Source organism: Chryseobacterium flavum, from assembly GCF_003385595.1.
Classification (GTDB): domain Bacteria; phylum Bacteroidota; class Bacteroidia; order Flavobacteriales; family Weeksellaceae; genus Chryseobacterium; species Chryseobacterium flavum.
On the sequence record NZ_QNUE01000005.1, the window covers coordinates 175,168 to 199,942 of the forward strand.

Sequence of the window (24,775 nt, forward strand, 5' to 3'; positions counted from 1 at the left end):
TTTTTCTTTAAAATTTATATCTTTATTAAAAAAATTCATTCATGCAGAAAACCGGTCTCAGCTATATAGACGTTGTTTACAAGGTATTGGAAAATTGGTACCTGACCTTTGCCGAGCTTACTCCAAAACTCATTGTCGGGATTTTAGTATTTACATTCTTTCTGATTACAAGTAAATATCTAAGCAAGATTGCTGTAAAATTATTCCATCGTTTCTTTCCGAAAAGCAAAAAAGAGAGCTCTTTAGTGACTTTAATAGGTGTATTCAGGTTCCTGATCATGCTTATGGGGACTTTCATTTCACTGGAAATTATGGGATTTAGCGGATTTCTTTGGAAATTCATCGGGAGTCTGGGGGTTGCCGGGGTTATTGCCGGAGTGGCACTAAAAGACCTGGTTTCAAGTATTTTTTCCGGAATGCTCATTGGTATTGATAAGGCTTTTAAAGTAGGTGATTATATTACGATCGGAACACATTCGGGGACCGTACAGGAAATTGGTTTTCTAACGACAAAGATTCTCACGGATGACGGGAAAAAGGCTTACATTCCCAATCAAGTAGTCTTCAATGCTCCTTTCTATAATATTACAGCCTCACCACAGCGAAGGATCATTCTAAATTTTGAGATCCCTGCTGATGAAGATGTAAGCAAGGCCCAAAAAGGGATTCTTGATGTGGTTAAAAACCTTGATAATGTGGATAAATTAGATACCATAGAAGTTATTTTCACAGATTTAAAACAAGGTATATTCAATCTTCAGGTAAAATTCTGGATAAAAATTGGTGCCAATATGCTTCAGGTGAAAAGTAAAGCTTATCTGAGTATTAAGGAACGTCTGGATACGGATAAAATCCAGCTGGTTACTCCTACAAGCATCAGTATTACCAATGGTGAAAGTAATTCCACTGACATTCAGGATAAATAAAGCTTGCAGATTTCAAAGAACATAACTGCTTTTACAGACATCTGCCAAAATAAAAACCCACTCCTATTTGAAGTGGGTTTATTTATTTGAAAAATTTCAGATTATGCTAAAACTTCTTTCACTTTGTTTGCTGCTTCTTCCAAAGTAATTGCAGAATGTACCGGAAGTCCGGACTCATCAATTAATTTTTTAGCTTCTACAGCATTAGTTCCCTGCAATCTTACGATCAATGGAACCGGAAGGCTACCCATTGCTTTATAAGCATCTACAACTCCCTGAGCAACTCTGTCACATCTTACAATACCTCCGAAAATGTTGATCAAAATAGCTTTTACATTCGGATCTCTCAAAATGATTCCGAAAGCTGTCTGTACTCTCTGAGCATCTGCAGTACCACCCACGTCAAGGAAGTTTGCCGGGTTACCACCTGATAATTTGATAATATCCATTGTTGCCATTGCAAGACCGGCTCCGTTTACCATACAAGCAACGTTACCATCCAGTTTTACGAAGTTAAGACCAGCTTCACCAGCTTCAACATCCATTGGATCTTCCTCTCTAGTATCTCTAAGCTCTGCTAAATCTTTGTGACGGAACAATGAGTTGTCATCTAAAGTTACTTTAGCATCTACAGCGATAATTTTATTATCAGAAGTTTTCAACACAGGATTGATTTCGAAAAGAGATGCATCGATACCAACATAAGCGTTGTAAAGATTTGTGATGAATTTTGTAAATTCTTTGAATGCATTCCCTTCTAGTCCAAGGTTGAAAGCAATTTTTCTAGCCTGGAAACCTTGTAATCCTAAAGCAGGATCAATTGTTTCTTTGTGGATTAAGTGAGGAGTAACTTCAGCTACATGCTCAATATCCATTCCTCCTTCTGTAGAATAAACTACTGTATTTTTACCTTGAGCTCTGTCTAAAAGAATAGATACATAAAATTCTTTTGTTTCAGACTCACCCGGATAATATACATCCTCTGCAACCAAAACAGAATTTACTTTTTTACCCTCAGCAGAAGTTTGTGGAGTTACCAGCTGCATTCCGATGATGTTCTGAGCGTTTTCTTTAAGTTTATCCATGTTTGGAGAGAACTTTACACCACCACCTTTACCACGGCCACCTGCGTGGATCTGTGCTTTTACCACCCATCCCTGAGCGCCGGTTTCAGCAGTTAGTTTTTCTGCAGCAGCTACAGCTTCATCTACGTTATTTGCTACGAAACCACGTTGGATAGCTACTCCGTACTTTGATAAAATCTCTTTTGATTGATACTCGTGAAGATTCATATTATTTTTATTATTTTATTTTAATATTTAAAGGTTGACAAATTTACTAAAAAGACACGGAAGTTCAAGATTCTTCGTTCAAAAATTAAGATGAACTGCCTTGATTTTTGACATGTCCGTATAATTCTCTTTATTCTTCCGCCAATTTTTCAGACTGTGATCCGATGAACGGAATTCTGGGAGCAAGAAAATATCCTGTAAGGCTGGCAAACAATATCGGAACAAAATAAGTAAATCCTGTTAATGTTCCCAGAATGATCGTAGTACTCATCGGCGTCCGTGTTACACATGCATTAATTGCCGCCATACAACTTACAACAGCCAATGTAGTATCCACACCTGGAAATAAATTATGGATAATTAGTCCCAATGTAGTTCCCACAAAGAAAAGAGGAATAATAAAGCCGCCTCTCCAGCCGGAAGTAACCGTAATGGCAATCGATAAAATTTTAAATACAAGGACCAGTATCAGAAAATTCAGCCCGAAATCCCCTCCTATCAGCTGGTTAATCTCGTTGTGTCCAAAATATCGTGTAATAGGAAAATAATAGGCAATAATCCCTAAAAGAATTCCTCCGGTTAAAGTTTTGATGTAAATTGGAAATTTGCGGTATTCAAAAATCTTTTTAAAAAACTTTACCACAAAGATGAAAATCCAGCCAAATAAAGTTCCTACAATTCCAAAAGCAGTTGCATAGGCAAAATCATATACCCCAGCATAATGATATGCTTTCAGGTCCCATGTAGCACCTATTCCCAGATGAATAATCAGGGCGAACATCAGATAGCTGAAGCAACTTGCCACCAATGCCGGAATAATCGCTTTGTAATATTCAACTGCATGCTTATGATGCAGGATTTCCAGTGAAAACAGACTTCCTCCGAGCGGAGCCCCGAATAAGGCAGTAAAACCGGAAGCCATTCCGGCAATACTTAGCGACCGTAATTCTTCACCTTTTAATCTGAAGATTTTGCCCAGCCAGGTTCCTGTGGATCCTGTTACCTGTACTAACGGAGCTTCAGGCCCTAAGCTTCCCCCGGATGCCACACAAAACAGAGAAGAAAGGATCATTGATGGGTTATTTTTGGGTTCCAGTTTTCCCTTATTGAACCTGATGTTATTAACAATGAGATGAATTTCGCCGGGATCACCAATAAAATGAATCACCAGACCGGCCAGCAGGCCACAGACCGCCATTGTCGGTATAACCATCCACCCCTGAAAATGAGCAAGAAATTCTGTAAAATGTTCTAATATGATCCAGTATCCCCCCGCAATAACTCCACCTATAAGTCCGGTAACAGCCCACATAAAAAAAGTCCGGCTGAATACAAATGGATTAAATCTTATAGGCTGATCCAGAAGATTAAAAGTTCTTATAATCCGTCTTCTCCTGTTAATTTTCATTCTTATATTTTATTTTTGGCAAAATAAAGAATAAGCATTCCCCAGCTTAAAATCATCATAAGACCTCCCAGCGGTGTGATAGGTCCCAAAAATTTAAGGTTTACCCCTAAGTAATCCTGCATACTCAAAAAATAGATGCTTACTGAGAACAATAACGTTCCGGTAATCATTAAAATTGAAGTCCATTTTTCAGCGGAGGTTTCAAATTTTAAAATATACCCGATGATCAGCAGAAAAAAAGCTGCATACATCTGATATCTCACACCTGTTTCAAAACTTTCCAGCCTTTCCACAGACAATATTTTCTTTAAAGCATGTGCTCCAAATGCCCCCAGGATCACTGATACCATCCCATAAACTGCACCAAAAATTAAAGTAATTGTTTTCATTTTATAACTCTTCTAATTCTAAGGTTAAATATTTCTTTGTTTTATAATCCTGCCATGTTCCGGTAATTTTATTACCATTCACTTCAGCTTCAATAAAAGCTCTCGGAATCCATTGGTTTAGCTCATCATCATAACGGTCATTCTCTGTAATGGAAATATGATTTCCTTTCAATTGCCCGTCCCATTTGATCAGCTTTTTGTTTTTATCATACCAATACACCGCATTAAAGGCACTTATACCTGAAGGATTATCGGCAGAATAGAATCTGCTTACAAGTACGGTAACCGGATATTTTCCATCAATTTTTCCTTTATACAGTTTATTTCTGAAACTTGTTTTCTCTATTTTAGCTGAACCATTCAGTAAATTCGCTGCATAGGGACTCCAATACTTTTCCAGTTCTTTATAGGTCAGTTCAACTTCATGATTTCCAAGATCATCCAGGGCCCTCATAGCATGATTGGAACATCTACCGGCGACAAAAGTCAGTTTATCTTTTCCAAAAAAATACCTGATATCATCTAAAGACTGCCCTGTAGAACAATCTTCGTACAATGCAATCTGATCTTCTGTTTCCGCTTGCGGATCTTTGGCGGATTTCAGCTCAGCCAAAAAATCATGAACTCTTTTCTCCACTTTCTGCTCAATCAGGTGCTCAACTATTTTAACAGCATCAGCCTGAAACAGATCCTGAGCATTAATATAGTTTCCGGTTCTCAGGTCAAAACTTTTCCAGTCCGAAAAAGCTTCCGGATATGCCCCCGTTGCTTCGCCATCAATTCCAATGGTTAAAATACTTTCAGGAGTTTCCAGCTTTTCCCAGCCATAAAAATAGATATAGTTAAAATAAGAGGTTGTTCCCGTAGAGACCAGTTTAAAAGGGTTGGAGCCTGAATCCGGGACATATTCCAGTTCATTAACCTGCAGGAATGTATTTATCTTATGCTCTACTACAGGGTTTTCAGTATACGAAATCACCGGAAAAGTAGAATCTTCAGTCTTTGGCTGTAGATCCGTTATTTTCAGGTTCTTCTGTTGAGAAAAACTTAACCCTGAAATAAATATGAAAAATAAGATATTCTTCTTCACTATTTTGTTTTTAGGTACATTAAAATAAACCTGGCAACCAACGTGGAAATCCCAAGGATAATAAACATATTGGCAAATTTCTTGGAACTTCTGAACCCTTCATGGTTTGTTTTCTTTAAAAAAAATCCAAACAGGAGGAATACAACAGGCAAAATGATCTGTACCATTAGTTTCCTCTCATTCTGTTAAACTCATTGATCACTTCATGATGGCTCACCGTCTTATCTTTAAAGTAAGTCACAAAATGTTGTTTTTCTTCTTCTGTAGCTCCCAACTGATTTAAAATATTCAATAAATGCATTTTCATATGCCCTTTCTGAATTCCTGTTGTCACCAGGGAGCGCAAGGCGCCAAAATTCTGAGCAAGACCTGAAACAGCAAGAATACTCATCAGTTCCTGTGCGGAAGGTTTTCCAAGAAGTGCCAAAGAGAATTTCACCAAAGGATGCAGGTTGGTAAGACCTCCTACCACTCCAACAGAAATCGGAAGATCAATCCAGAATCTGAAAATTCCGTTGTCTGTTGTGCAATGGGTCAGTGATCTGTATTGTCCATCCCTTGCTGCATAAGTATGGGCACAGGCTTCTGTTGCCCTGAAATCATTTCCGGTAGCAATCACTACTGCATCTACTCCATTCATTATTCCTTTATTATGCGTTGTTGCTCGGTAGGGTTCGATTTCAGCAATAGTAACAGCCTGTTTGAATTTAGCAGCAAACTCTTCCGGTGAAATTCCGCTGTCATCCTTTAGATCTTCTATTTTACAGGAAACCTCAGCTCTTACAATACAGTCAGGAGTAAAATTTGACAGGATATTCATTACAATCTGTAGTGAATTTTTTTCTTCCTGAGTAAAATCTTCACTGGTAGCCACTTCCTGTCTCATGGTCTTCCCAAACTGTTCAAGACATGAATTGATAAAATTAGCCCCCATAGAATCTACCGTATCAAAACTGGCCTTCAATTGATAATAATTAGGCATTTCTGCAGTTTTATCCACCAGGCTGATATTCAGTATACCGCCACCACGTTTTCTCATATTAGCTGTAATATCTTCTGTAGATTCCAGTAATTTCTTCTTTAAACTGAAATTAAAGAAATGAAGCAGTTTATGAGGTTCAACATTGAAAATAAAATGGGTATGCCCCAGTTTTTCAGTGTTGATAATTGTTGTTTTAAATCCTCCTTTATCGATCCAGAATTTTGCTGCCTTGGAAGCTGCTGCCACTACTGAGCTTTCTTCAACAGCCATTGGCAGTGCCAAAAGTTTTCCGTCAATCAAAAAGTTCGGAGCGATCCCGTAAGGCATATAAAAATTGGAAATCGTATTTTCCGAAAATTCTTCATGAAGTTTCTGAAGGTCCGCATCATCATTCCAATACTGCTTTAATATATTCTGGTATTCCTGGTTTCCTTCAAGATATTCGTTTACGAGCCAGTCGATTTTCCCCTGCTTTGGAAGCTTGGAAAAACCTTCTATCGGTTTATGATTCATACTATAACTTTAATGAGCCGTAAATATAATGATTTTGAGACTCTTTTTTGTTGATAACTTCCATGAAAAAAGATTGACATTTATCAATTTTGGAACTAAATTTGAACAATTTTTAAAACAATCCAGATACAAATTAGATCAAAATCTTTTCCAATATGAATTTTGACCGACTTAAGGAAAAGCTTGAAATCCTTGCTGATGCTGCCAAATATGATGTTTCCTGTTCTTCAAGCGGTGGGACGAGAAAAAATAAAAAAGGAGGCTTAGGAGATAGTTCCGTAAGTGGGATTTGCCATACCTATACGGAGGACGGAAGATGTGTATCCCTTCTTAAAATCTTACTTACCAATCATTGTATCTATGACTGTGCCTACTGTGTTTCAAGAAGCTCAAATGATATCAGGCGGGCAGCATTCACTGTGGAGGAAGCAGTGGATCTGACGATCAATTTTTACCGCAGAAATTATATCGAAGGATTATTTCTGAGCTCCGGAATTTTCAAAAATGCAGATACAACAATGGAGCGCCTGGTAAGGGTGGCTAAAAAGCTCCGGTTGGAAGAAAATTTCAACGGATATATTCATTTGAAATCTATTCCGGGAGCCAGCGATGAACTGATGCAGGAAGCAGCATTGTATGCAGACCGGCTATCCGTTAATATTGAGATCCCTACCGAAAGCGGACTAAAGCTGCTGGCTCCAGAGAAAAACAGACAGGACATGATCAGCCCGATGCGTTATATTCAGAAAGGAATCAGCCAATATGAAGATGAAAAAAAAATATTAAAGAGCGTTCCTAAATTTGCTCCGGCAGGCCAATCAACCCAGATGATTGTGGGAGCAACCAATGAAAATGATTTACAGATTATAAAGGTTGCCGATCATTTTTACCAAAAATTCAATCTGAAAAGGGTTTATTATTCCGGGTATGTTCCTGTTCTGGAAGATAAAAGATTGCCGTCTTTAACTACAGAAGTTCCAATGCTAAGGGAAAACAGGTTGTATCAATCTGATTGGCTGATGAGATTTTACGGTTTTAAAGCAGAGGAAATCCTCGATCCGAAAGTTCCTTTTCTCGATCTGGAAATAGATCCGAAACTGAGCTGGGCATTAAGACATCTGGACCAGTTTCCTGTCAATCTTCAGACTGCCGATTATCAGATGATCTTACGAATTCCGGGAATCGGTGTAAAATCTGCACAGAAAATTGTCAGTGCAAGACGTTTTCAGATGTTGACTATGGACCATTTAAAACAATTGGGAGTAGCAGTGAACAGAGCCAAATATTTTATTGACTTTACTGCAGGCAATACCTACCTGAAATATTTAACGGATAAAAACTTCAGAAAATTACTGGTTGGGGGAAGCTCCTCTAAATTTCACCATCAGTTTTCACAGCAGCTGACCTTATTTTAATAACAACTTCATTAATTTAACTACTATATTTTCAAATCAAATATGATATCCCTACTCTATGACGGAAGTTTTGAAGGCCTTTTTACAGCAGTATTTGAAGTTTTCGAATACCGATATAAAGATGTGGAGATTGTAAACAGAGACACGTTTCACCAGGAGAATATTTTTGCAGAAACCCATGAAGTCATTACGCAGCCGGAGAAATCTGAAAGAGTTCTTAATAAACTGGAGAAATACATTGGAAAACCTGGAATTCATCAACTCTTAAAAGTCTTTTTATCCGAAAACCCGGAAATGGAAAATTTAATTTTATCTGCTGTAAAACAATCCATCAAACACCCTGGAGAAAATATTCTTGAAAACTTTGCAGATTCTGATATTTTAAAAATTTCAAAAATCTGCAAATCGGTAGATAGGGAAAGACATAGGATGACTGCTTTTGTCCGATTTGAAAAAATGCAGGATGGTATTTTTTTTGCCAGAATAGATCCTGACTTCAATGTTCTTCCTTTGATCAGAAAACATTTTAAAGACCGATATCAGGATCAGAAATGGATGATCTATGACCTGCGCAGAAACTATGGAATCTTTTATGATCTGAAACACTGTGATTTCTTTTATCCTGACGAGAAGCTGGATTTATATCAATACCAGCAAAAATTTCATGATGAAGAAAAGAATTACCAGATACTCTGGCAACGGTATTTCACAAAAACAAATATTGCTGAACGAAAAAACATCAAACTTCACATTCAGCATGTTCCGAAAAGATACTGGAAATACCTGACGGAAAAGCGGTAAGTTTGATCTGAAATATATTACCCTCCGGATTTATGGATAATAATTATCCACAAAAACCAGATCTCAAGATTGTGGATAACTTATAATCCACCTAAAAAAATATAGTTAAACACCTGATAATAAACATAAAATAATCAAAATATTGTTTGTGGATAACTTTTATTTCTTTTATTAATTATCTACCATAAGTATAACAACAAAAAGTAAACAACTCTTATTCAGCACATTAAACAAAAGCCGATCTTAATACATTTGTGGATAACTTTTTATTATGTTTTGTTTCACAGCTACTCTCTCTTATACCTATACAATATAAATAAATAACAATCAACAACTTAAACACATGGATGAAATTAAACAAAGCCTTGTGGATAACTTTTATTTCCGGATTGTCCGCAAAGCTTTCTTAATAATATACTGTGTCTCTTTCGTCCCGCTTTCTCTAAGCCATTCATCACAAATTTCAATTACAAATTCCGGTTGTGATTTACTGGCATCATTCAGCCAGTTTCCCACACTATCCTGAACATATCTTGATTTATCTGATCGCAGAGGTTCTAAAATATTCAGTCCTAATCCCGGGTTTTGCTTTAATTCTGTAATATGTTCACACCAAACACCCCGCGGCCTTGTGGACTCGCTGGCGAAACGCCGTATATACTGATTTTCATGAATTGCCCATTCTGATAAAACAGATATGCTTTCTGAAAGATTTTTTGCAATATCAGAACGCACTGCCATCCAGCAGATTTCTCTTACTCCAAAATGCTGATCGGATGCAAAGTGTTGTATTTTCTGAAATCTTTCTTTAAGACTAAGTGTATTATTTCTTCCAATAATATAGGACGCCCAGCAACGAACCAGGTCCGACTGATGAATAGAGAGTTTCTCTATGAATTCATGATCATTATTTTTAGTAAGCTGGTCCAGAAGTCCGGTTCCTATCGCTTCATTAACAGTATTGACGGTTTGTTTTTTCAGGTCATCAATTCTTTTTAAAAGTGGTTTCAGATATTCTATCCGATTACTCTGTTGTAATAAATTTTCCAGCAAAAGTTTCTGATCAACTGCCAGCCATTCTGTAAGATTGGCTGTTTCAATTTCACCCCGGTTAAGCTGTTCTAAAATATCCGGGGGAATGTCTTTTATAGAGCGGGCCCCTTTTCGTTTTTCTATCATAATGCCTGTATTAATTCTTCTACATTTATTCTGTTCATGTAATTTACATCTAAAAATTTATATACTACTTTACCATTTTCATCCACTACAAAAACGGCAGGAACAGGTAAAGTATTTTCGTTGTTTTTGTTGAAAACCGAAAGATCAATACCCAAATTCTGGTAATAAGGTAATACAAAATCCTGCAACTGGAAGACAATACCCAGCTTCTTAGCAAAATCATTGTTATGATCAGTCAACACCTCAAATTCAAGATTGTTTTTTTCCACCATTGTCAGAGAATAATCAGGGCTCTGGGGAGAAATGGCAACTAAAACAGATTTTTTTCCTTTTATTTTGGAAATATTATCCTGCAGAAACTTCAATTCCAGATTACAGTAGGGACACCAGCTTCCTCTATAAAAAGCCAGGATTATTTTTCCTTTTTTAAGAATGTCTGTAGAACTTATTTTTTTACCATAGGCATTAATCAGAGAGAATTCAGGCATCAGCTCACCAATCTTAATACTGTTTTCTTCAATGTTTTTTGTTTTTAATTCTTCAATCGACTGTCCGAAGACTTCAAAAACCTCCTGTGAAAGCTGAGAAAGAAGTTCTTTATTTAACTGATCGATTTGCCGGGCCAATGTATTCATTACTTTTTAATTTATTATTTTTACAAAGGTCTAAAAGCCTTTAAGAATAGACAATACCGCATATTTTTCGCCCATAGGGATAAAAAAGTCAATTTTATGGAAATAAAAGGAAGAGCTGAAGAAAATAAAATCTGTCCGTTGGAAGTCGCTGTTAATACCATCAGTGGGAAATGGAAAATTCCTATCGTATGGCAGATTAATGAAGGAAAGAAACGCCCGAGTGAATTTTTACGCGGCATTGCTAAAGTAGACCGCAGAGTTCTCAATCAACAGCTGGCTGAAATGGTGGATGACGGTATCTTAACAAGACAATCTTTCAATGAACTCCCTCCACGGGTAGAATATACACTGACAGGACTGGGCGAAAAACTGGTAGAAATTCTCTGGCAGCTGAACGACTGGGGAAAACTGTTAATTCCTGAAAAAGAAAAAATGTAAAACAGCTTTAAATCTTTCAGATCTTCAGAAAACTTATTGACTGATATACCAAAAAATTGATATTTGTGTTCACTAAAACGCATGAAAAAAGTTATCACCGGAATCACAGCTCTTCTTATTCTCGCTGGCTGTACAAAAGAAAAATTATCAGACCGTTTACTGCCTGAACCTGATAAAAATGAGCACTTAATTACAGAAAATTCTTTAAAAATCAATAAGGATAAAAATACCATCCGGGAAAGATTTTCTCCTCCTGAAGGCTATAAATGGATGGATGAAAAACCCGGTTCTTTCGGAGATTTTATTGAAAATTTCAAGCTGAAACCTTATGGCAGTCAGATTTTAAAATATGATGGAACTCCAATTCCCACACAACATCTTCATGAAGCAGTCTTTGATCTCGATACCGGAAATAAAGACCTCCAGCAATGTGCTGATGCCGTGATCCGCATGAGAGCCGAATATCTTTATAAAGCAAAAAAATTTAACGAGATTCAATTCCATTTTACCAGTGGTCATCTTCTCAGCTGGAATGATTATAAAAGCGGTACGAGGGCGTTTGTCGGCGAAAGTTCGGTCAGCTTCAGAAAGACGGCAGCTTATGATGACTCTTATCAGGGTTTCAGAAATTACCTGGACCTGATTTTTAATTATGCGGGAACCATTTCATTACATAAGGAAACAAAACCTGTAACAAAAAATTCTGATCTGAAAACCGGAGATATCCTGATCACTCCCGGCAGTCCGGGACATATTGTTTTCATTTCAGGGGTCTGCCAGAATCAGAAAGGGAAAAGATTGTTCCTATTAAGCGAGGGATTCACCCCGGCACAGTCTGTACATGTGCTTTCAAATCCGTTTAATTCCTATTTTACGCCCTGGTATGATCTTGACATCCATGCTGCAGAGATCAAAACTGCCCGATATATTTTTAAACCTACAAACTTCAGAAGCTTTTAATAATTTATATTCAAAACTATTGAAAAGTTACTGTTATTATCTGAACTTGTTTTTGTAAATTTGTGTTCGAAATTTTTTACTAGATGAAAGAGAGTGCTGTAAAAAAGATTGCAGTTCTTACTTCAGGAGGAGACTCTCCGGGTATGAATGCTGCATTAAGAGCGGTAGTAAGAACCGCCAATTACTATAATATTGAATGCTACGGTGTAAGGGAAGGCTACAATGGGCTTATCAGTAATGATTTCCTGAAAATGGGACCCCGTTCCGTAAAAAATATAATCAACCAGGGCGGAACAATTCTAAAGTCTGCCAGATCTGCTGAATTCCGAACCAAGGAAGGCCGTCAAAAGGCTTACGACAACTGCGTAAAGCTTGGAATAGACGGACTGGTATGTATCGGAGGAGACGGAACGTTTACCGGTGCAAAGATTTTCAGTGAAGAGTTCGGAATCAGGGTTATTGGTATCCCCGGAACTATTGACAATGATATTTTCGGAACGGATAATACCATTGGCTATGATACTGCCTTGAATACGGCTATGGAAGCAATTGACAAAATCCGTGATACAGCCACTTCTCATAACAGGGTTTTCTTCGTAGAAGTAATGGGACGTGATGCGGGATTCATTGCACTAAACAGCGGATTGGCAACAGGAGCCTTAGACATTCTTATTCCTGAAAAGAAAGATAGTATTGATGAACTTTTTGCGAATTTCAGAAATGCTGAGAAAACAGGAAAAGCATCAAGTATTGTGGTGGTAGCCGAAGGTGAAAAACTAGCCAATGTTTATGAGCTTGCAGAAAAAACAAAGCAGACATTCCCTGATTATGATATTCGTGTAGCAATTTTGGGACATATGCAGAGAGGAGGTTCTCCAAGCTGTGCAGACAGAGTTCTGGCAAGCAGACTAGGTTTTGGTGCTGTAACCGGACTAATGGAAGGACAAACCAACGTCATGGCAGGAATGCGTTCCAATGATCTGGTATATACACCCATCGAAGAAGCCATTAAAAAACATAATGAAATCAATAAAGATCTTTTACTGATTTCGGAAATTTTAGCAATCTAAATATTTTTATAATCTAATAAAAACAAACTATTATGTCAACAATCAAAGTAGGTATCAACGGTTTTGGTAGAATTGGACGTCTTGTTTTCAGAGCAATGACTGAAAGAGACAACATTGAAGTTGTAGGAATCAATGACCTAATCAATGCAGAATACATGGCTTACATGTTAAAATATGACTCTGTACACGGTATTTTCCCAGGTGAAGTTTCTGTAGAAGGAAATGATCTTGTAGTAAACGGGAAAAAAATCAGAGTAACTGCTGAAAAAGACCCTAATAACCTGAAATGGAATGAAATCGGAGCTGACTATATCGTAGAATCTACAGGTCTTTTCTTATCTAAAGATTCTGCTCAGGCTCACATTAACGCTGGTGCAAAAAAAGTAATTCTTTCTGCCCCTTCTAAAGATGATACTCCAATGTTCGTAATGGGAGTAAACCACAAGGAACTTACGGATGATATCAAAATCTTATCAAATGCTTCTTGTACAACCAACTGTTTAGCTCCATTAGCTAAAGTAATCCACGATAAATTCGGAATCGTAGAAGGTTTAATGACCACTGTACACGCTACAACGGCTACTCAGAAAACTGTTGACGGTCCTTCAATGAAAGACTGGAGAGGAGGAAGAGCTGCACTGAACAACATTATCCCTTCTTCTACAGGTGCTGCTAAAGCGGTAGGTAAAGTAATCCCTTCATTGAACGGAAAATTAACAGGGATGTCTTTCAGAGTACCTACTGTAGATGTTTCTGTGGTTGACCTTACAGTAAGACTGGAAAAAGCTACTTCTTACGATGAGATCTGTGCTGCGATCAAAGAAGCTTCTGAAGGTGAATTGAAAGGAATCCTAGGATATACTGAAGACGCGGTAGTATCTCAGGACTTCGTAGGAGATAAGAGAACTTCTATCTTCGACAAAGATGCCGGTATTATGCTTTCTCCTAACTTTGTAAAACTTGTTTCATGGTATGATAATGAAATGGGTTACTCTAACAAGTTAGTAGATATGCTTGTACATGCTGCTTCTTTATAATAAACAATATACATTATAAGTCATAAAAACCTTCCCGGCGGGAAGGTTTTTATTTCATATTAAAATAAGCATTCACAACTTATTCCGACAGTATCACCATTTGTAGAATAGCCATTATAAGACTGTCCCGACCATGCCTGAACTGACTGCATCGAAGTCACTTTTCCATTTCTGCTAAATACCCAGGTAAAACAGCCGTTTCCTGTTGCTGTAACTGTTATATTATAAGTATTTCCATACCCTTTCAAAAAGCCACAAAATACAATTTGTTTGCTAAAGTCCGAGATCACATTTTTAATTTTGTCTACATCTTTTTTGTCAGCTGTCTTAAGCTTTGCCCCGTCAATAAAGAAATTCTGTTCATAGTTACCTTTAAGACCGGTTAGTTCATTGCTTTTTTCTTTTTGCGCCAGAGACATGGCTGATATTGTAATAAATACAATCATTGATAATTTTTTCATGATAATCGTTTTATGGGTTATACTTTGTTTAAAACAAAGATTGAGAAATAAATGATTCAAGGAAATAACCCGTTTGTAGTATTTATGATAACAACTTAAATAGCAAAGCAACTAAAGAGCTGACAAATCTCACCCCAAATTCGGTTCAAAACTTGTATTTTTATTGTAATGGAACGAATAATGATACCCCGGTTTAAAGAGGCTTCTCATTTTAAAAATTTTTGGGAAAGTGGTAACGGAAAACAGCTTATTGAATTTTCCGGAGCTGAAGTTAGCTTTAATAATTTTGAGCAGTTCTGCCCTTTCTTTTATCACATTGATGAAGCCGGTGATGAGGTGGTAAAAGAGGTTTACTTCACCAGGAAGTTCCATGAGGCCTCCAGAGAAATTGAGCATTATATCAGAAATGGTATTTCAGAAAAAGATGAAGTTCCTGAAAGTGTAAAAAAGCTTTTCTTCCAGCTCCAGAAGGTTCCTGATTGGCTTGACCACAATTTATTAAAAAGCGGTGCCGAACTGTGCATGAGAAGTAATCTGGATTCTTTAATCTCCCTTCGGGATTACTGCCTGATCGGGGGATATGATTATGCCTATCTGAACAAGCCGCTCATTGCAACGGAAGCTTTAAAGAAAGGTGCTGTAAAACGTCTTTCGGAAACATTGGATTTCTGGGTAAATGTTACCCGGTATAATGCACTGGACCGGCATGCAAAAGGATACGAATTCGCTATAAAGACCCGTCTCATTCATTCTTATGCCAGACGTTCAATCAAAAAACATTATAAAGAATGGGATACTGAAAACTGGGGAGAACCCATTAATTCCTGGGATATGATGGCCACTTATATTGGCTTCAGCCTGGTTTTCCTCCACAGCCTGAAAAAGCTGGGAAATACTTTTTCTCCTGAGGAGGAACAGGGGATTTTTCATCTTTGGAAATATGTAGGATATCTTTTAGGCATCCCGGAACAACTTCTTCCGGATAATAAAAAGCAGGCTACAGAGTATTTTTATTTATGGACCTCCATCCAGCCACCCTCTGATAAGGATTCTGTTCTTCTTGCTCATTCTTTATTAAATGAATCACTTGAAAATCCGATTTTAAAATTTGAGTTCCAGAGAAAAAATCTGAGGTATCTCCATATCTGCTGTACCTGGTTTCTGCTTGATGACGAAGTGTGTAAAAGGTTGCATATTCCGGAAGTCCCCAACAGAAAACTTTTTCCAGTATCAAAAATAATATTCAATAAAATCTATGATAAACTGGTCAGCCGGAAAACACGGATACAAAGAGGAAATAAAGATCAGATGAAGGTTCTCAGAGATTATCTGAATATCACCAAAAATTCAAATTTCCATTAATATAACAGAGCAAAAAGTGTCTCTCCTTCCCTTCGCAACTCCTTTATGGTTAATAAACCTGTTTTTTATTTTTCTTCTGATACCACATACCGCATCTGCTTCGTTATGAATGAGATCAGTAACAAAATTTTATCATTTTTTAACTCTAAAAACAGCTTTCAAGCCTAAATAATATTAGTATTTGATATTTAAATTATGTATTTTTGAGAAATTATTTTAATAGAGATGAGTAACATTGATGATAAGAAAAAAGCACTCGCACTGGTGCTTGACAAATTAGATAAAACATACGGAAAGGGAACGGTAATGACTCTGGGCGATGATGCTGTAGATAACACAATAGAAGTAATTCCTTCCGGATCTTTAGGATTGGATATTGCACTGGGTGTAGGCGGATATCCTAAAGGAAGAATCATTGAAATATATGGACCGGAATCTTCAGGTAAAACAACTTTAACCCTTCACGCTATTGCTGAAGCTCAGAAAGCAGGTGGTATTGCTGCATTCATTGATGCAGAGCACGCTTTCGACAGAACTTATGCCGCAAAATTAGGAATTGATCTTGAAAACCTGATCATTTCCCAGCCGGATAATGGTGAACAGGCTTTGGAAATTGCAGACAACCTGATCCGTTCAGGTGCTATAGATATTGTAGTGATTGACTCTGTGGCTGCTCTTACTCCAAAAGCTGAGATTGAAGGTGAAATGGGAGATTCCAAAATGGGTCTTCATGCAAGATTGATGTCTCAGGCATTAAGAAAGCTTACAGCTACAATTTCAAGAACGAAGTGTACTGTAATTTTCATCAACCAGTTAAGAGAAAAAATCGGGGTTATGTTTGGAAACCCTGAAACAACTACCGGTGGTAATGCTCTTAAATTCTACGCTTCCGTAAGAATTGATATCAGAAAGGCAAGTGCGCCGATAAAACAGGGTGACGAAGCCATCGGAAGCCGTGTGAAGGTGAAGATCGTGAAAAACAAAGTGGCACCTCCATTCAAGCAGGCTGAATTTGATATTATGTACGGAGAAGGTGTTTCTAAAGTAGGAGAAATCCTGGATACGGCTGTAGATTTAGGAATTGTGAAGAAAAGCGGTTCATGGTTCAGCTATGACGAGACTAAACTTGGCCAGGGGCGTGATGCAGTAAAAGACGTATTAAGAGACAATCCTGAACTTGCTGAGGAACTGGAAAATAAAGTTAAAGAAGAGATTGCTACTAAAAAGTAGGAATTTATAGACATAAAAAGACCGGCGTTGCCAAAGGGCAACGCCGGTCTTTTTATTATTCAGGCTTATCATCCGTTAGTTCAAATCCCCAGTCTTTTCCTTTCTGGGTTGCGGGTACTCCTCTTGTCATCCAGACCGGAGCTTTAGCACCTTTAAGATAATAATCAAAAAACTGCTGTTCACGGATTTGGATATCTTTTCTGTTCTGGCGTTTTACAAGATTGTGATCATCACCATTGTAATTCAGAAGCCATACAGGTTTACCAAGACGGCGCAATGCAGTAAACATTTCAATTCCCTGATACCATGGAACAGCGCCATCTTTATCATTACTCATAATAACTACCGGGGTTTTCACTTTATCAATGGTAAAAAGCGGTGAGTTTTTAATATAAAGCTCCGGTGCTTCCCATAGATTTTTCCCTAATCTGCTTTGTGATTTCTCATACTGAAACTGCCTGTTCATTCCTGAGGTCCACCGGATTCCCCCGTATGCGGAAGTCATGTTTATAACAGGAGCCCCACTCCAGGCAGCCGCATACATATCTGTATGGGCAATAAGATATGCTACCTGATAACCACCCCAGCTTTGCCCCTGAATTCCTATTTTACTACCATCTACCCAAGGATTTTGCTTTAATTTTTCAACCCCGGAATTAATGTATTCCATGGCAGATTCTCCCGGATAGCCGTTGGTATAAGAAATATCCGGGGTAAAAACCAGGTATCCGTTGCTCACAAAATAAGAGATATTCAATCTTGAAGGAGTCGGAGCCGGCGCTACATACCGGTTCAGGTTATCTGAAAGTTTTTCATAAAAATAAACAATCATGGGATATTTTTTATCCGGGTTGAAATCTTCCGGCTTATACAGGACTCCTGTAGAGGAATTTCCTTTTGGGGTTGTCCAGTGTACCAACTCGTCTGTTCCCCAGTTATAATGATTTTGCTGTGGATTGGTATTGCTCAGTTTATGCTGCTCAGAGAAATCCGATGTTGCAAAAATATTCGGAGAATTTGTATAGGACTCCTTTATTACAATATATTCTTCTGCATTTTTTGCTTTTTGAACACTTCGGTATCCCCAGACATTTTCCATTTGTATTTTCACGGGATCAGCATTCGAATGAATGGATGTCCGGAAAATTCCGTTTGCCTTCGAAGCATTGTCAAATGCAGATAAATAAATAGAAGATTTCCGGTTGAGACTTTTAATATCTTTATCTAAATCATAGGTATCGAACGTTATTTTATTTTTACGTCCAAATCCATTGGTAATATTTCTTGGTTTTTTTGAACCGTTAAGGAAAAACTCCCAAAGATCGTAACGGTCCCTGATAATTACAGACTCATCGTTTTCCGTCCAGGAAGCAATACCATAGGGATCCGGGAAATCCGGCATATCAAATTCCTCATCAACAAATGAAACCGCTATTCCTTTATTGAGGGGAAGACTCTGTTGCGTTTTAACATTATAGCTTAGCCATTCTCCTTTTTCCCTGTCAAAAATTACAACAAATTTACCCAGTGGAGATACTGAAACCGATCCGTTCAGATTTTTAACGATTTCTGTTTTTTTCCCTGTCTTATTATCAATAAGGAAATACGTTTTCTTTATTGCCCCTTCCCATTGTGAGGAAATCCTATTATTCAGACTTGTAATCCCCAACGCAAAGCCGGCATTTCCATCGTTTACCAATCGTAAAGTATCAAGATCTTCACCATCAATATTTATAAAGTAATCCGGTTTTTCTGTTTGCATGACTGCAGCATAAGACTTTTTCAGATCATCTTTCAGCTTCTTTAGCTGTACCGTTTGCAGATAATCATCTTTATAATTCCAGATATCCACAACGGCATGATCATTCGCAATCATTGCAGTATCTTTGGCAACAGGTTTTGGAGCAACCCCAAAATACAGCTGTTTCCCGTTTTTGCTGAACAGAGGTAAACGGTTCTCAGAAACCACCCAGTTTTTTCTCATTTGTAAATGATCATTGCTCACCTTTTCATTTTTATTAAGCTTTAGATTAAAGTAATACAACTGATACTCTTTCACTAAATCGTTTTTTGCGGAAGAAGTCCCCACAAATGCCAGCTGATCTCCTTCTTCATCAAAAGACAACTGTGAAAAATCGCCTTCCATTTCAGAAATTTTAGTTACAGATTCTTTTTGCAGATTTACTACCTGTACAGTTTGAAAGGCATATTTTTTAGGCTTCGATTTGTCATTATCTTTTTTATCATCGCCTGAACCTTTTTCCTCTTTTTTATCCTTATCAGCCTTCTCTTCAGGTTTTTGAGTTACAAAAACGAGCTGTTTTCCATTTTTACTGAATTTGTAACGGATGACGTTGTCATATGTTGTACTTTTTCCGCTCAGAAGGTTCCGTACAACCAGCTGTAAAGGTTTCAGATTTTTATCTTCCTCTTTCTTTTCATCTCCCTCTTCTTTTCCGGAAGAATCATCAGAAGACTTATCCATTATATTTTCCAGAAGATAAGCTATATAAGAACCATTTTTTTCCGGAATTTCAAAAGCTTTTACATTAGGAATCCTTTCGGTTTTACCTGTTGTAAAATCAACTATTGCAAGACTATCTTTTGTTAATTTACTTTGCTTCAGTTTTTTATCTTTTACCGCTTTTATATCTTTATAAAACGGACGGATCTGAAAAACAGCAAATCTGGAATCACCTGTAAAATCTACTTTTGTTCCCCTTGCAAACTTCTGCGAAATCTTGTTTTTTACTGAATATAAAAAAAGGCTTGAATTTCCCTCCTGAACATCTATGGAATAGGCAATCCATTTTCCGTCATTTGAGATTTTTCTCGTCCCGATATTCTGCCAGCTATCGTAGACAGAATGGTCAAGAGGCTTTTTCTGTCCATACATGCACAAGACCATGATGAGCAGAATAAAAACTGTACACTTCAACTTCATTTCTAAATAATTTTAAGGATTAAAAGTAAGGTATTTCTTTGACAAAACCATACAACACTCCTGTTTCAGAATGAGCAAAAAATGTCAATCTGTCACATTCCTGCTCATGGTATTTTTTTTGAGAAGTATGTTGAACAATTAAAAATCTAAAATATTATGACTAAAGGAAATATTAATGTATCTGTGGAAAATATTTTCCCGCTTATTAAAAAATTTCTTTACAGTGACCACGAAATATTCTTAAGAGAGCTTATCTCTAATGCAACTGATGCTACCCTGAAGCTAAAGCATTTAACCAGTATCGGAGAGGCTAAGGTTGAATACGGAAACCCGAAACTTGAAGTTAAAATTGATAAAGAACAAAAAACGTTACATATCATTGATCAGGGTATCGGTATGACTGGTGAAGAAGTTGAAAAATATATCAACCAGGTTGCTTTCTCCGGAGCTGAAGAATTTTTGGAGAAGTACAAAGATACAGCAAAAGATTCCGGAATTATTGGACATTTCGGACTTGGGTTTTATTCTGCATTCATGGTAGCTGAAAAGGTGGAAATCCTTACAAAATCCTATAAAGATGAACCTGCAGTACGATGGATATGTGACGGAAGCCCTGAATTTACTCTTGAAGAAACTGATAAAGCTGAAAGAGGTACGGAAATCATCCTTCATATTGCAGAAGACTCTGTAGAATTTTTAGAGGAAGGAAAGATCCGTGAACTGTTATTAAAGTATAATAAATTCATGCCTGTTCCCATCAAGTTCGGAACAAAAACACATACGCTGCCTTTACCGGAAGATGCTCCGGAAGATGCTGTAGCTGAGACGGAAGAAGTAGATAACATCATCAATAACCCTGCCCCGGCATGGACGATTGCTCCAAGTGATCTTACCAATGAGGACTATATGAAGTTCTACCATGAACTGTATCCAATGCAGTTTGAAGAGCCTTTGTTCCATATCCACCTGAATGTTGACTACCCTTTCAATCTTACCGGAGTTTTATTCTTTCCGAAACTAAGCAACAATCTGAATATTGACAAGGATAAAATCCAGTTGTACCAGAACCAGGTATTCGTAACAGATGAAGTAAAAGGTATTGTTCCGGATTTCTTAATGCTTCTGAGAGGAGTCATCGACTCACCGGATATTCCTCTGAACGTATCCCGCTCCTATCTTCAGGCTGATGGAGCCGTAAAGAAAATTTCTTCTTACATCACTAAAAAAGTAGCCGATAAAATGGCGTCTCTGATCAATGAAAACCGTGAAGATTATGAGAAGAAATGGAATGACATCAAAGTGGTGATAGAGTATGGTATTGTTACAGAAGAGAAGTTTGCTGAAAAAGCAGACAAATTCACACTGTATCCTACTACCGACGGAAAATACTATCTGTGGAACGAACTGGTTGAAAAAATTAAATCTGCTCAAACCGATAAAGATAATAAACTGGTTGTTCTTTATGCAACCAATGCCGATGAACAGCACAGCTACATTCAGGCCGCCAGGGATAAAGGATATGAAGTACTTTTACTGGATTCTCCTATCATCTCACATGTTATTCAGAAACTGGAGACTTCAAAAGAAAACATCTCTTTTGCAAGAGTAGATGCAGACCATATCAACAACCTGATCAAAAAAGATGAGCCTGTTTTTTCAAAATTAAACGAAACTGAAAAAGAAGCTTTGAAAAAAAATGTGGAAGAAGCTATTCAGGATACCAAATTCACTGTCCAGCTGGAAGATCTTGACAGCAATGATGCTCCTTTTACCATTACCCAGCCTGAGTTTATGAGAAGGATGAAAGAAATGCAGGCTACAGGTGGCGGCGGAATGTTCGGAATGGGAGGTTTTCCTGAAATGTATAATCTGGTGGTAAATTCCAACAGTGAACTTTCTAACCAGATTTTGAAAACTGAAAACAGTGAGGAAAAAGAAAGCCTTATCAAACACGCATTGGATCTGGCCAAACTTTCACAAAATTTACTGAAAGGAAAAGACCTGACAGATTTTATACAAAGAAGCTATAAACAACTTGAAAAATAATATACCAAAGACTGTTTCATTTTGAAGCAGTCTTTTTTTGTATTTTCTTTAAACCATAAAATTCACAAAAAGATTTTTGAAAACTTTTATGATTTTGTGGTTAAGTTTTAGATAAGGCTAAAGCCATTGAAAATATTCAATAATTTCACAAGAAGCATTAATATTATAATACTTTCCTGTTCATCTCTTTAATTACAGGGCATTATGAGCATATTTTTTCTTTTTTCTATTGTATAGATGATGCTTTTTTTTCATTTTTGTATAAAATGCCGGATATGCAAAAAGAAAAACTACGTAACACCAGAAAGCTAAAAGGATATACGCAACAACAGATCGCTGACATTATCGCAACTGATGTATCCAATTACAGCAGAAAAGAAAGCGGTGAAGTAAAGATTATAAGAGATGAGTGGGATAAAATTGCCCGGTTCTTAAAAGTACCATTGGAAGAAATTTATGAAGAGGAAGAGTCTGCTGTAGTTGTTAATTACGATCATCCTGTATTTAATGATAAATCCATATCTGCAGGAGCAATCACTAATCAGAATAATTATGACAATATTCCGGGACCAATCATTCAGAACCTTCAGGATTATATTGCTTTTTTACAGGAAGAAAACGAAAGACTGAAAACAGAATTGAATGATTCCAAAAATAAAAAATAATACAGCTTCAAAGTTGTAAATTACAAATGCTATTGATGCTTCCGTTGCACCGTAGCATTTTTTGTATAAAGATGTTTAGTTTTGTATTCTATCCAGGATTTATTACATATACTTTATTATAATTCGTCCATTGGATTCCAGAACAGCTTTTTAAAATTTTTAATCCTTAGGTTTTCCACCACAATTCCCTCTGCTTCTAATCTGGGCTGAAATTCCGGAACAGATAACACTCCCGAACTGGAAATGACACGATGGGCAGGGACATCTTCCGGACACCCTCCCATTGCCTTTCCTACATGACGGGAATGGTTGGGATACCCCACCGCCTTTGCAATCGCTCCATAGGTAGAAACCCTTCCTTTTGGAATAAGTTTTGCCACTTCGTAAACCTGTTGTTTGAAAATTTCATCCATTCTTTTATTATTGGGTTAAAAAATAAACATATCGAACTGATATTTAAAACCTTGCATTATTTTTGAATTCTATTCCGTTCCATGATGTTTCATTAAAAGATAAAGATATGAAAAAATCATTTTTCCGGCTGCTGAATGCCATCAATAAGAAAGTTCTTCCAAAGTTGAGCAATAAAGATCCGAATCGCCTGACCAGGATGGAAAAAGGAATCCTTGCGTATCGTTATTTTGTGCTGGTGAATTCATTGGATTGATTGTACATTATAACAAAAAAAGCGCTTCAAATAAATTGAAGCGCCGGTATTATCTCTGTAAGATATTTATTTTTAAGAATTCTCAAGGATATAAGAGAACATCAATGGTGCACAGATGGTAGCGTCACTTTCAACGATGAATTTCGGTGTAGTGATATCCAGTTTACCCCATGTAATTTTCTCATTCGGAACTGCTCCTGAATAAGAACCATAAGATGTAGTAGAGTCAGAAATCTGGCAGAAATAAGACCAGAACGGAATGTCATGCATTTCCATATCCTGATACAACATCGGTACCACACAAATAGGAAAATCTCCTGCAATACCTCCACCAATCTGGAAGAACCCTACACCTTTACCTCCTGAGTTCTTGGTATACCAGTCTGCAAGATAAGTCATATATTCGATCCCTGATTTCATTGTAGAAGGTTTAAGCTCTCCTTTGATACAGTAAGAAGCGAAGATATTACCCATTGTAGAATCTTCCCATCCAGGAACTACGATTGGTAAGTTTGCTTCTGCTGCTGCAATCATCCATGAGTTTTCTCTTGGAATTTCGTAATACTGCTCCAATACTCCTGAAAGAATCATTTTGTACATATATTCGTGCGGGAAGTATCTTTCTCCTTTTGCTTCTGCATCTTTCCAGATCTCTACGATATGCTTCTGTAGTCTTCTGAAAGCTTCTTCTTCAGGAATACAGGTATCAGTAACCCTGTTCAACCCTCTTTCCAAAAGATCCCATTCTTCCTGTGGAGTAAGATCTCTGTAGTGCGGAACTCTTTCATAGTGAGAGTGTGCCACAAGGTTCATCAGGTCTTCTTCAAGGTTAGCTCCCGTACAAGAGATAAAGTCTACTTTTCCCTGACGGATCATTTCTGCAAGAATTTTACCTAATTCAGCAGTAGACATTGCTCCTGCTAAAGTGATCATCATTTTTCCACCATCTTTTAGGTGTGCTACATATCCCTTTGAAGCATCTACCAACGCTGCCGCATTGAAATGCAGGTAATATTTCTCTATAAATTCAGAAATTGGTTTGTTCATTTTTTTAATTTTTGCAAAGATAAAACTTAAAAACGGAATGCAGTCAACGCACTTGAAGAAAGTACAGCAGAGGCATTCTTTTTTATCATTTGTTAAATCGGCAATATGATAATAATTTTTATGCTGTTACAGTACCTAACTGCACAAAATCAAAAGTGTGTCCCTTTCCGGGTCACACTTTTATTGTAATTTAACCTGATTCATTTATCTAAGACCTG

General features: G+C 37.2%; 23 protein-coding genes. 12 read left to right on the forward strand and 11 right to left on the reverse strand.

The window, feature by feature from the left end; translation table 11 throughout:
- Positions 1-41 precede the first annotated feature (41 nt).
- Positions 42-926 carry a mechanosensitive ion channel family protein gene (locus DRF59_RS07905; RefSeq protein WP_115958494.1) on the forward strand — a complete coding sequence of 295 codons (885 nt, stop codon included), beginning with the start codon at positions 42-44 and terminating at the stop codon, positions 924-926.
- Positions 927-1,027: 101 nt separating this feature from the next.
- Here DRF59_RS07905 and sucC read toward each other — a convergent pair whose 3' ends face one another.
- The 5 genes from sucC to DRF59_RS07930 all read right to left on the reverse strand — a co-directional run bounded on the left by sucC (position 1,028) and on the right by DRF59_RS07930 (position 6,600).
- Entirely contained in the window at positions 1,028-2,218 is a 1,191-nt protein-coding gene (sucC, locus tag DRF59_RS07910; RefSeq protein ID WP_115958496.1) for an ADP-forming succinate--CoA ligase subunit beta, read from the reverse strand.
- Positions 2,219-2,348: 130 nt separating this feature from the next.
- On the reverse strand, positions 2,349-3,626 hold the full coding sequence (locus DRF59_RS07915) for a chloride channel protein (RefSeq protein WP_115958498.1): 1,278 nt from the start codon (positions 3,624-3,626) through the stop codon (positions 2,349-2,351).
- Positions 3,627-3,628: 2 nt separating this feature from the next.
- Positions 3,629-4,015, reverse strand: a complete 387-nt coding sequence (locus tag DRF59_RS07920) for a DUF423 domain-containing protein (RefSeq protein ID WP_115958500.1) — start codon at positions 4,013-4,015, stop codon at positions 3,629-3,631.
- 1 nt (position 4,016) lies between these two features.
- Positions 4,017-5,105 (reverse strand): hypothetical protein, encoded by a 1,089-nt coding sequence (locus tag DRF59_RS07925; protein WP_115958502.1) that lies wholly within the window; start codon positions 5,103-5,105, stop codon positions 4,017-4,019.
- 166 nt (positions 5,106-5,271) lie between these two features.
- On the reverse strand, positions 5,272-6,600 hold the full coding sequence (locus DRF59_RS07930; RefSeq protein WP_115958504.1) for a hydroxymethylglutaryl-CoA reductase, degradative: 1,329 nt from the start codon (positions 6,598-6,600) through the stop codon (positions 5,272-5,274).
- Positions 6,601-6,755: 155 nt separating this feature from the next.
- Between DRF59_RS07930 and DRF59_RS07935 the strand changes: the two genes are divergently transcribed.
- On the forward strand, positions 6,756-8,015 hold the full coding sequence (locus tag DRF59_RS07935) for a putative DNA modification/repair radical SAM protein (protein WP_115958506.1): 1,260 nt from the start codon (positions 6,756-6,758) through the stop codon (positions 8,013-8,015).
- A gap of 42 nt (positions 8,016-8,057) precedes the next feature.
- Positions 8,058-8,816: a TIGR03915 family putative DNA repair protein gene (locus tag DRF59_RS07940; RefSeq protein ID WP_115958508.1), complete on the forward strand. Its 759-nt coding sequence runs from the start codon at positions 8,058-8,060 to the stop codon at positions 8,814-8,816.
- A 378-nt stretch (positions 8,817-9,194) separates the two neighbouring features.
- Here DRF59_RS07940 and DRF59_RS07945 read toward each other — a convergent pair whose 3' ends face one another.
- Both DRF59_RS07945 and DRF59_RS07950 read right to left on the reverse strand, forming a co-directional pair.
- The gene (locus DRF59_RS07945) at positions 9,195-9,992 is read right to left on the reverse strand and encodes a DNA alkylation repair protein (RefSeq protein WP_407643387.1); all 798 of its coding nucleotides are present in this window, start codon (positions 9,990-9,992) and stop codon (positions 9,195-9,197) included.
- Positions 9,992-10,630: a peroxiredoxin-like family protein gene (locus DRF59_RS07950; protein WP_115958512.1), complete on the reverse strand. Its 639-nt coding sequence runs from the start codon at positions 10,628-10,630 to the stop codon at positions 9,992-9,994. Before DRF59_RS07950 ends, DRF59_RS07945 begins: the two co-directional genes overlap by 1 nt.
- 96 nt (positions 10,631-10,726) lie before the next feature.
- Between DRF59_RS07950 and DRF59_RS07955 the strand changes: the two genes are divergently transcribed.
- The 4 genes from DRF59_RS07955 (at position 10,727) to gap (ending at position 14,135) form a co-directional block, all read left to right on the forward strand.
- Entirely contained in the window at positions 10,727-11,068 is a 342-nt protein-coding gene (locus DRF59_RS07955) for a winged helix-turn-helix transcriptional regulator (RefSeq protein ID WP_115958513.1), read from the forward strand.
- An 81-nt stretch (positions 11,069-11,149) separates the two neighbouring features.
- The gene (locus DRF59_RS07960) at positions 11,150-12,028 is read left to right on the forward strand and encodes a DUF4846 domain-containing protein (RefSeq protein ID WP_115958515.1); all 879 of its coding nucleotides are present in this window, start codon (positions 11,150-11,152) and stop codon (positions 12,026-12,028) included.
- An 83-nt stretch (positions 12,029-12,111) separates the two neighbouring features.
- Positions 12,112-13,098 (forward strand): 6-phosphofructokinase, encoded by a 987-nt coding sequence (pfkA, locus tag DRF59_RS07965; protein WP_115958516.1) that lies wholly within the window; start codon positions 12,112-12,114, stop codon positions 13,096-13,098.
- A 32-nt stretch (positions 13,099-13,130) separates the two neighbouring features.
- Positions 13,131-14,135 carry a type I glyceraldehyde-3-phosphate dehydrogenase gene (gene gap, locus DRF59_RS07970; protein WP_062697648.1) on the forward strand — a complete coding sequence of 335 codons (1,005 nt, stop codon included), beginning with the start codon at positions 13,131-13,133 and terminating at the stop codon, positions 14,133-14,135.
- A gap of 59 nt (positions 14,136-14,194) precedes the next feature.
- On the opposite strand, the gene DRF59_RS07975 is transcribed toward gap, so the two are convergent.
- Positions 14,195-14,596 carry a hypothetical protein gene (locus DRF59_RS07975; protein WP_115958518.1) on the reverse strand — a complete coding sequence of 134 codons (402 nt, stop codon included), beginning with the start codon at positions 14,594-14,596 and terminating at the stop codon, positions 14,195-14,197.
- 168 nt (positions 14,597-14,764) lie between these two features.
- On the opposite strand from DRF59_RS07975, the gene DRF59_RS07980 reads away from it, so the two are divergent.
- Both DRF59_RS07980 and recA read left to right on the forward strand, forming a co-directional pair.
- Positions 14,765-15,958: an oxygenase MpaB family protein gene (locus tag DRF59_RS07980; RefSeq protein ID WP_115958520.1), complete on the forward strand. Its 1,194-nt coding sequence runs from the start codon at positions 14,765-14,767 to the stop codon at positions 15,956-15,958.
- 225 nt (positions 15,959-16,183) lie between these two features.
- Entirely contained in the window at positions 16,184-17,188 is a 1,005-nt protein-coding gene (gene recA / locus DRF59_RS07985; protein ID WP_115958522.1) for a recombinase RecA, read from the forward strand.
- A gap of 55 nt (positions 17,189-17,243) precedes the next feature.
- Here recA and DRF59_RS07990 read toward each other — a convergent pair whose 3' ends face one another.
- Entirely contained in the window at positions 17,244-20,132 is a 2,889-nt protein-coding gene (locus DRF59_RS07990; protein ID WP_115958524.1) for an alpha/beta hydrolase family protein, read from the reverse strand.
- 156 nt (positions 20,133-20,288) lie between these two features.
- On the opposite strand from DRF59_RS07990, the gene htpG reads away from it, so the two are divergent.
- Both htpG and DRF59_RS08000 read left to right on the forward strand, forming a co-directional pair.
- A complete protein-coding gene (htpG, locus tag DRF59_RS07995) occupies positions 20,289-22,178 on the forward strand; it encodes a molecular chaperone HtpG (protein ID WP_115958526.1) in 1,890 nt (629 codons plus the stop codon).
- Positions 22,179-22,453: 275 nt separating this feature from the next.
- Entirely contained in the window at positions 22,454-22,843 is a 390-nt protein-coding gene (locus DRF59_RS08000; protein ID WP_115958763.1) for a helix-turn-helix domain-containing protein, read from the forward strand.
- Between the two features lie 116 nt (positions 22,844-22,959).
- Here DRF59_RS08000 and DRF59_RS08005 read toward each other — a convergent pair whose 3' ends face one another.
- Positions 22,960-23,256 (reverse strand): MGMT family protein, encoded by a 297-nt coding sequence (locus tag DRF59_RS08005; RefSeq protein ID WP_115958528.1) that lies wholly within the window; start codon positions 23,254-23,256, stop codon positions 22,960-22,962.
- Between the two features lie 107 nt (positions 23,257-23,363).
- Between DRF59_RS08005 and DRF59_RS20905 the strand changes: the two genes are divergently transcribed.
- Positions 23,364-23,510, forward strand: coding sequence for a hypothetical protein (locus DRF59_RS20905; protein ID WP_167456660.1), 147 nt, complete (start codon positions 23,364-23,366; stop codon positions 23,508-23,510).
- Between the two features lie 72 nt (positions 23,511-23,582).
- On the opposite strand, the gene DRF59_RS08015 is transcribed toward DRF59_RS20905, so the two are convergent.
- Positions 23,583-24,557, reverse strand: coding sequence for a deoxyhypusine synthase family protein (locus DRF59_RS08015; RefSeq protein WP_050022155.1), 975 nt, complete (start codon positions 24,555-24,557; stop codon positions 23,583-23,585).
- Positions 24,558-24,775 lie beyond the last annotated feature (218 nt).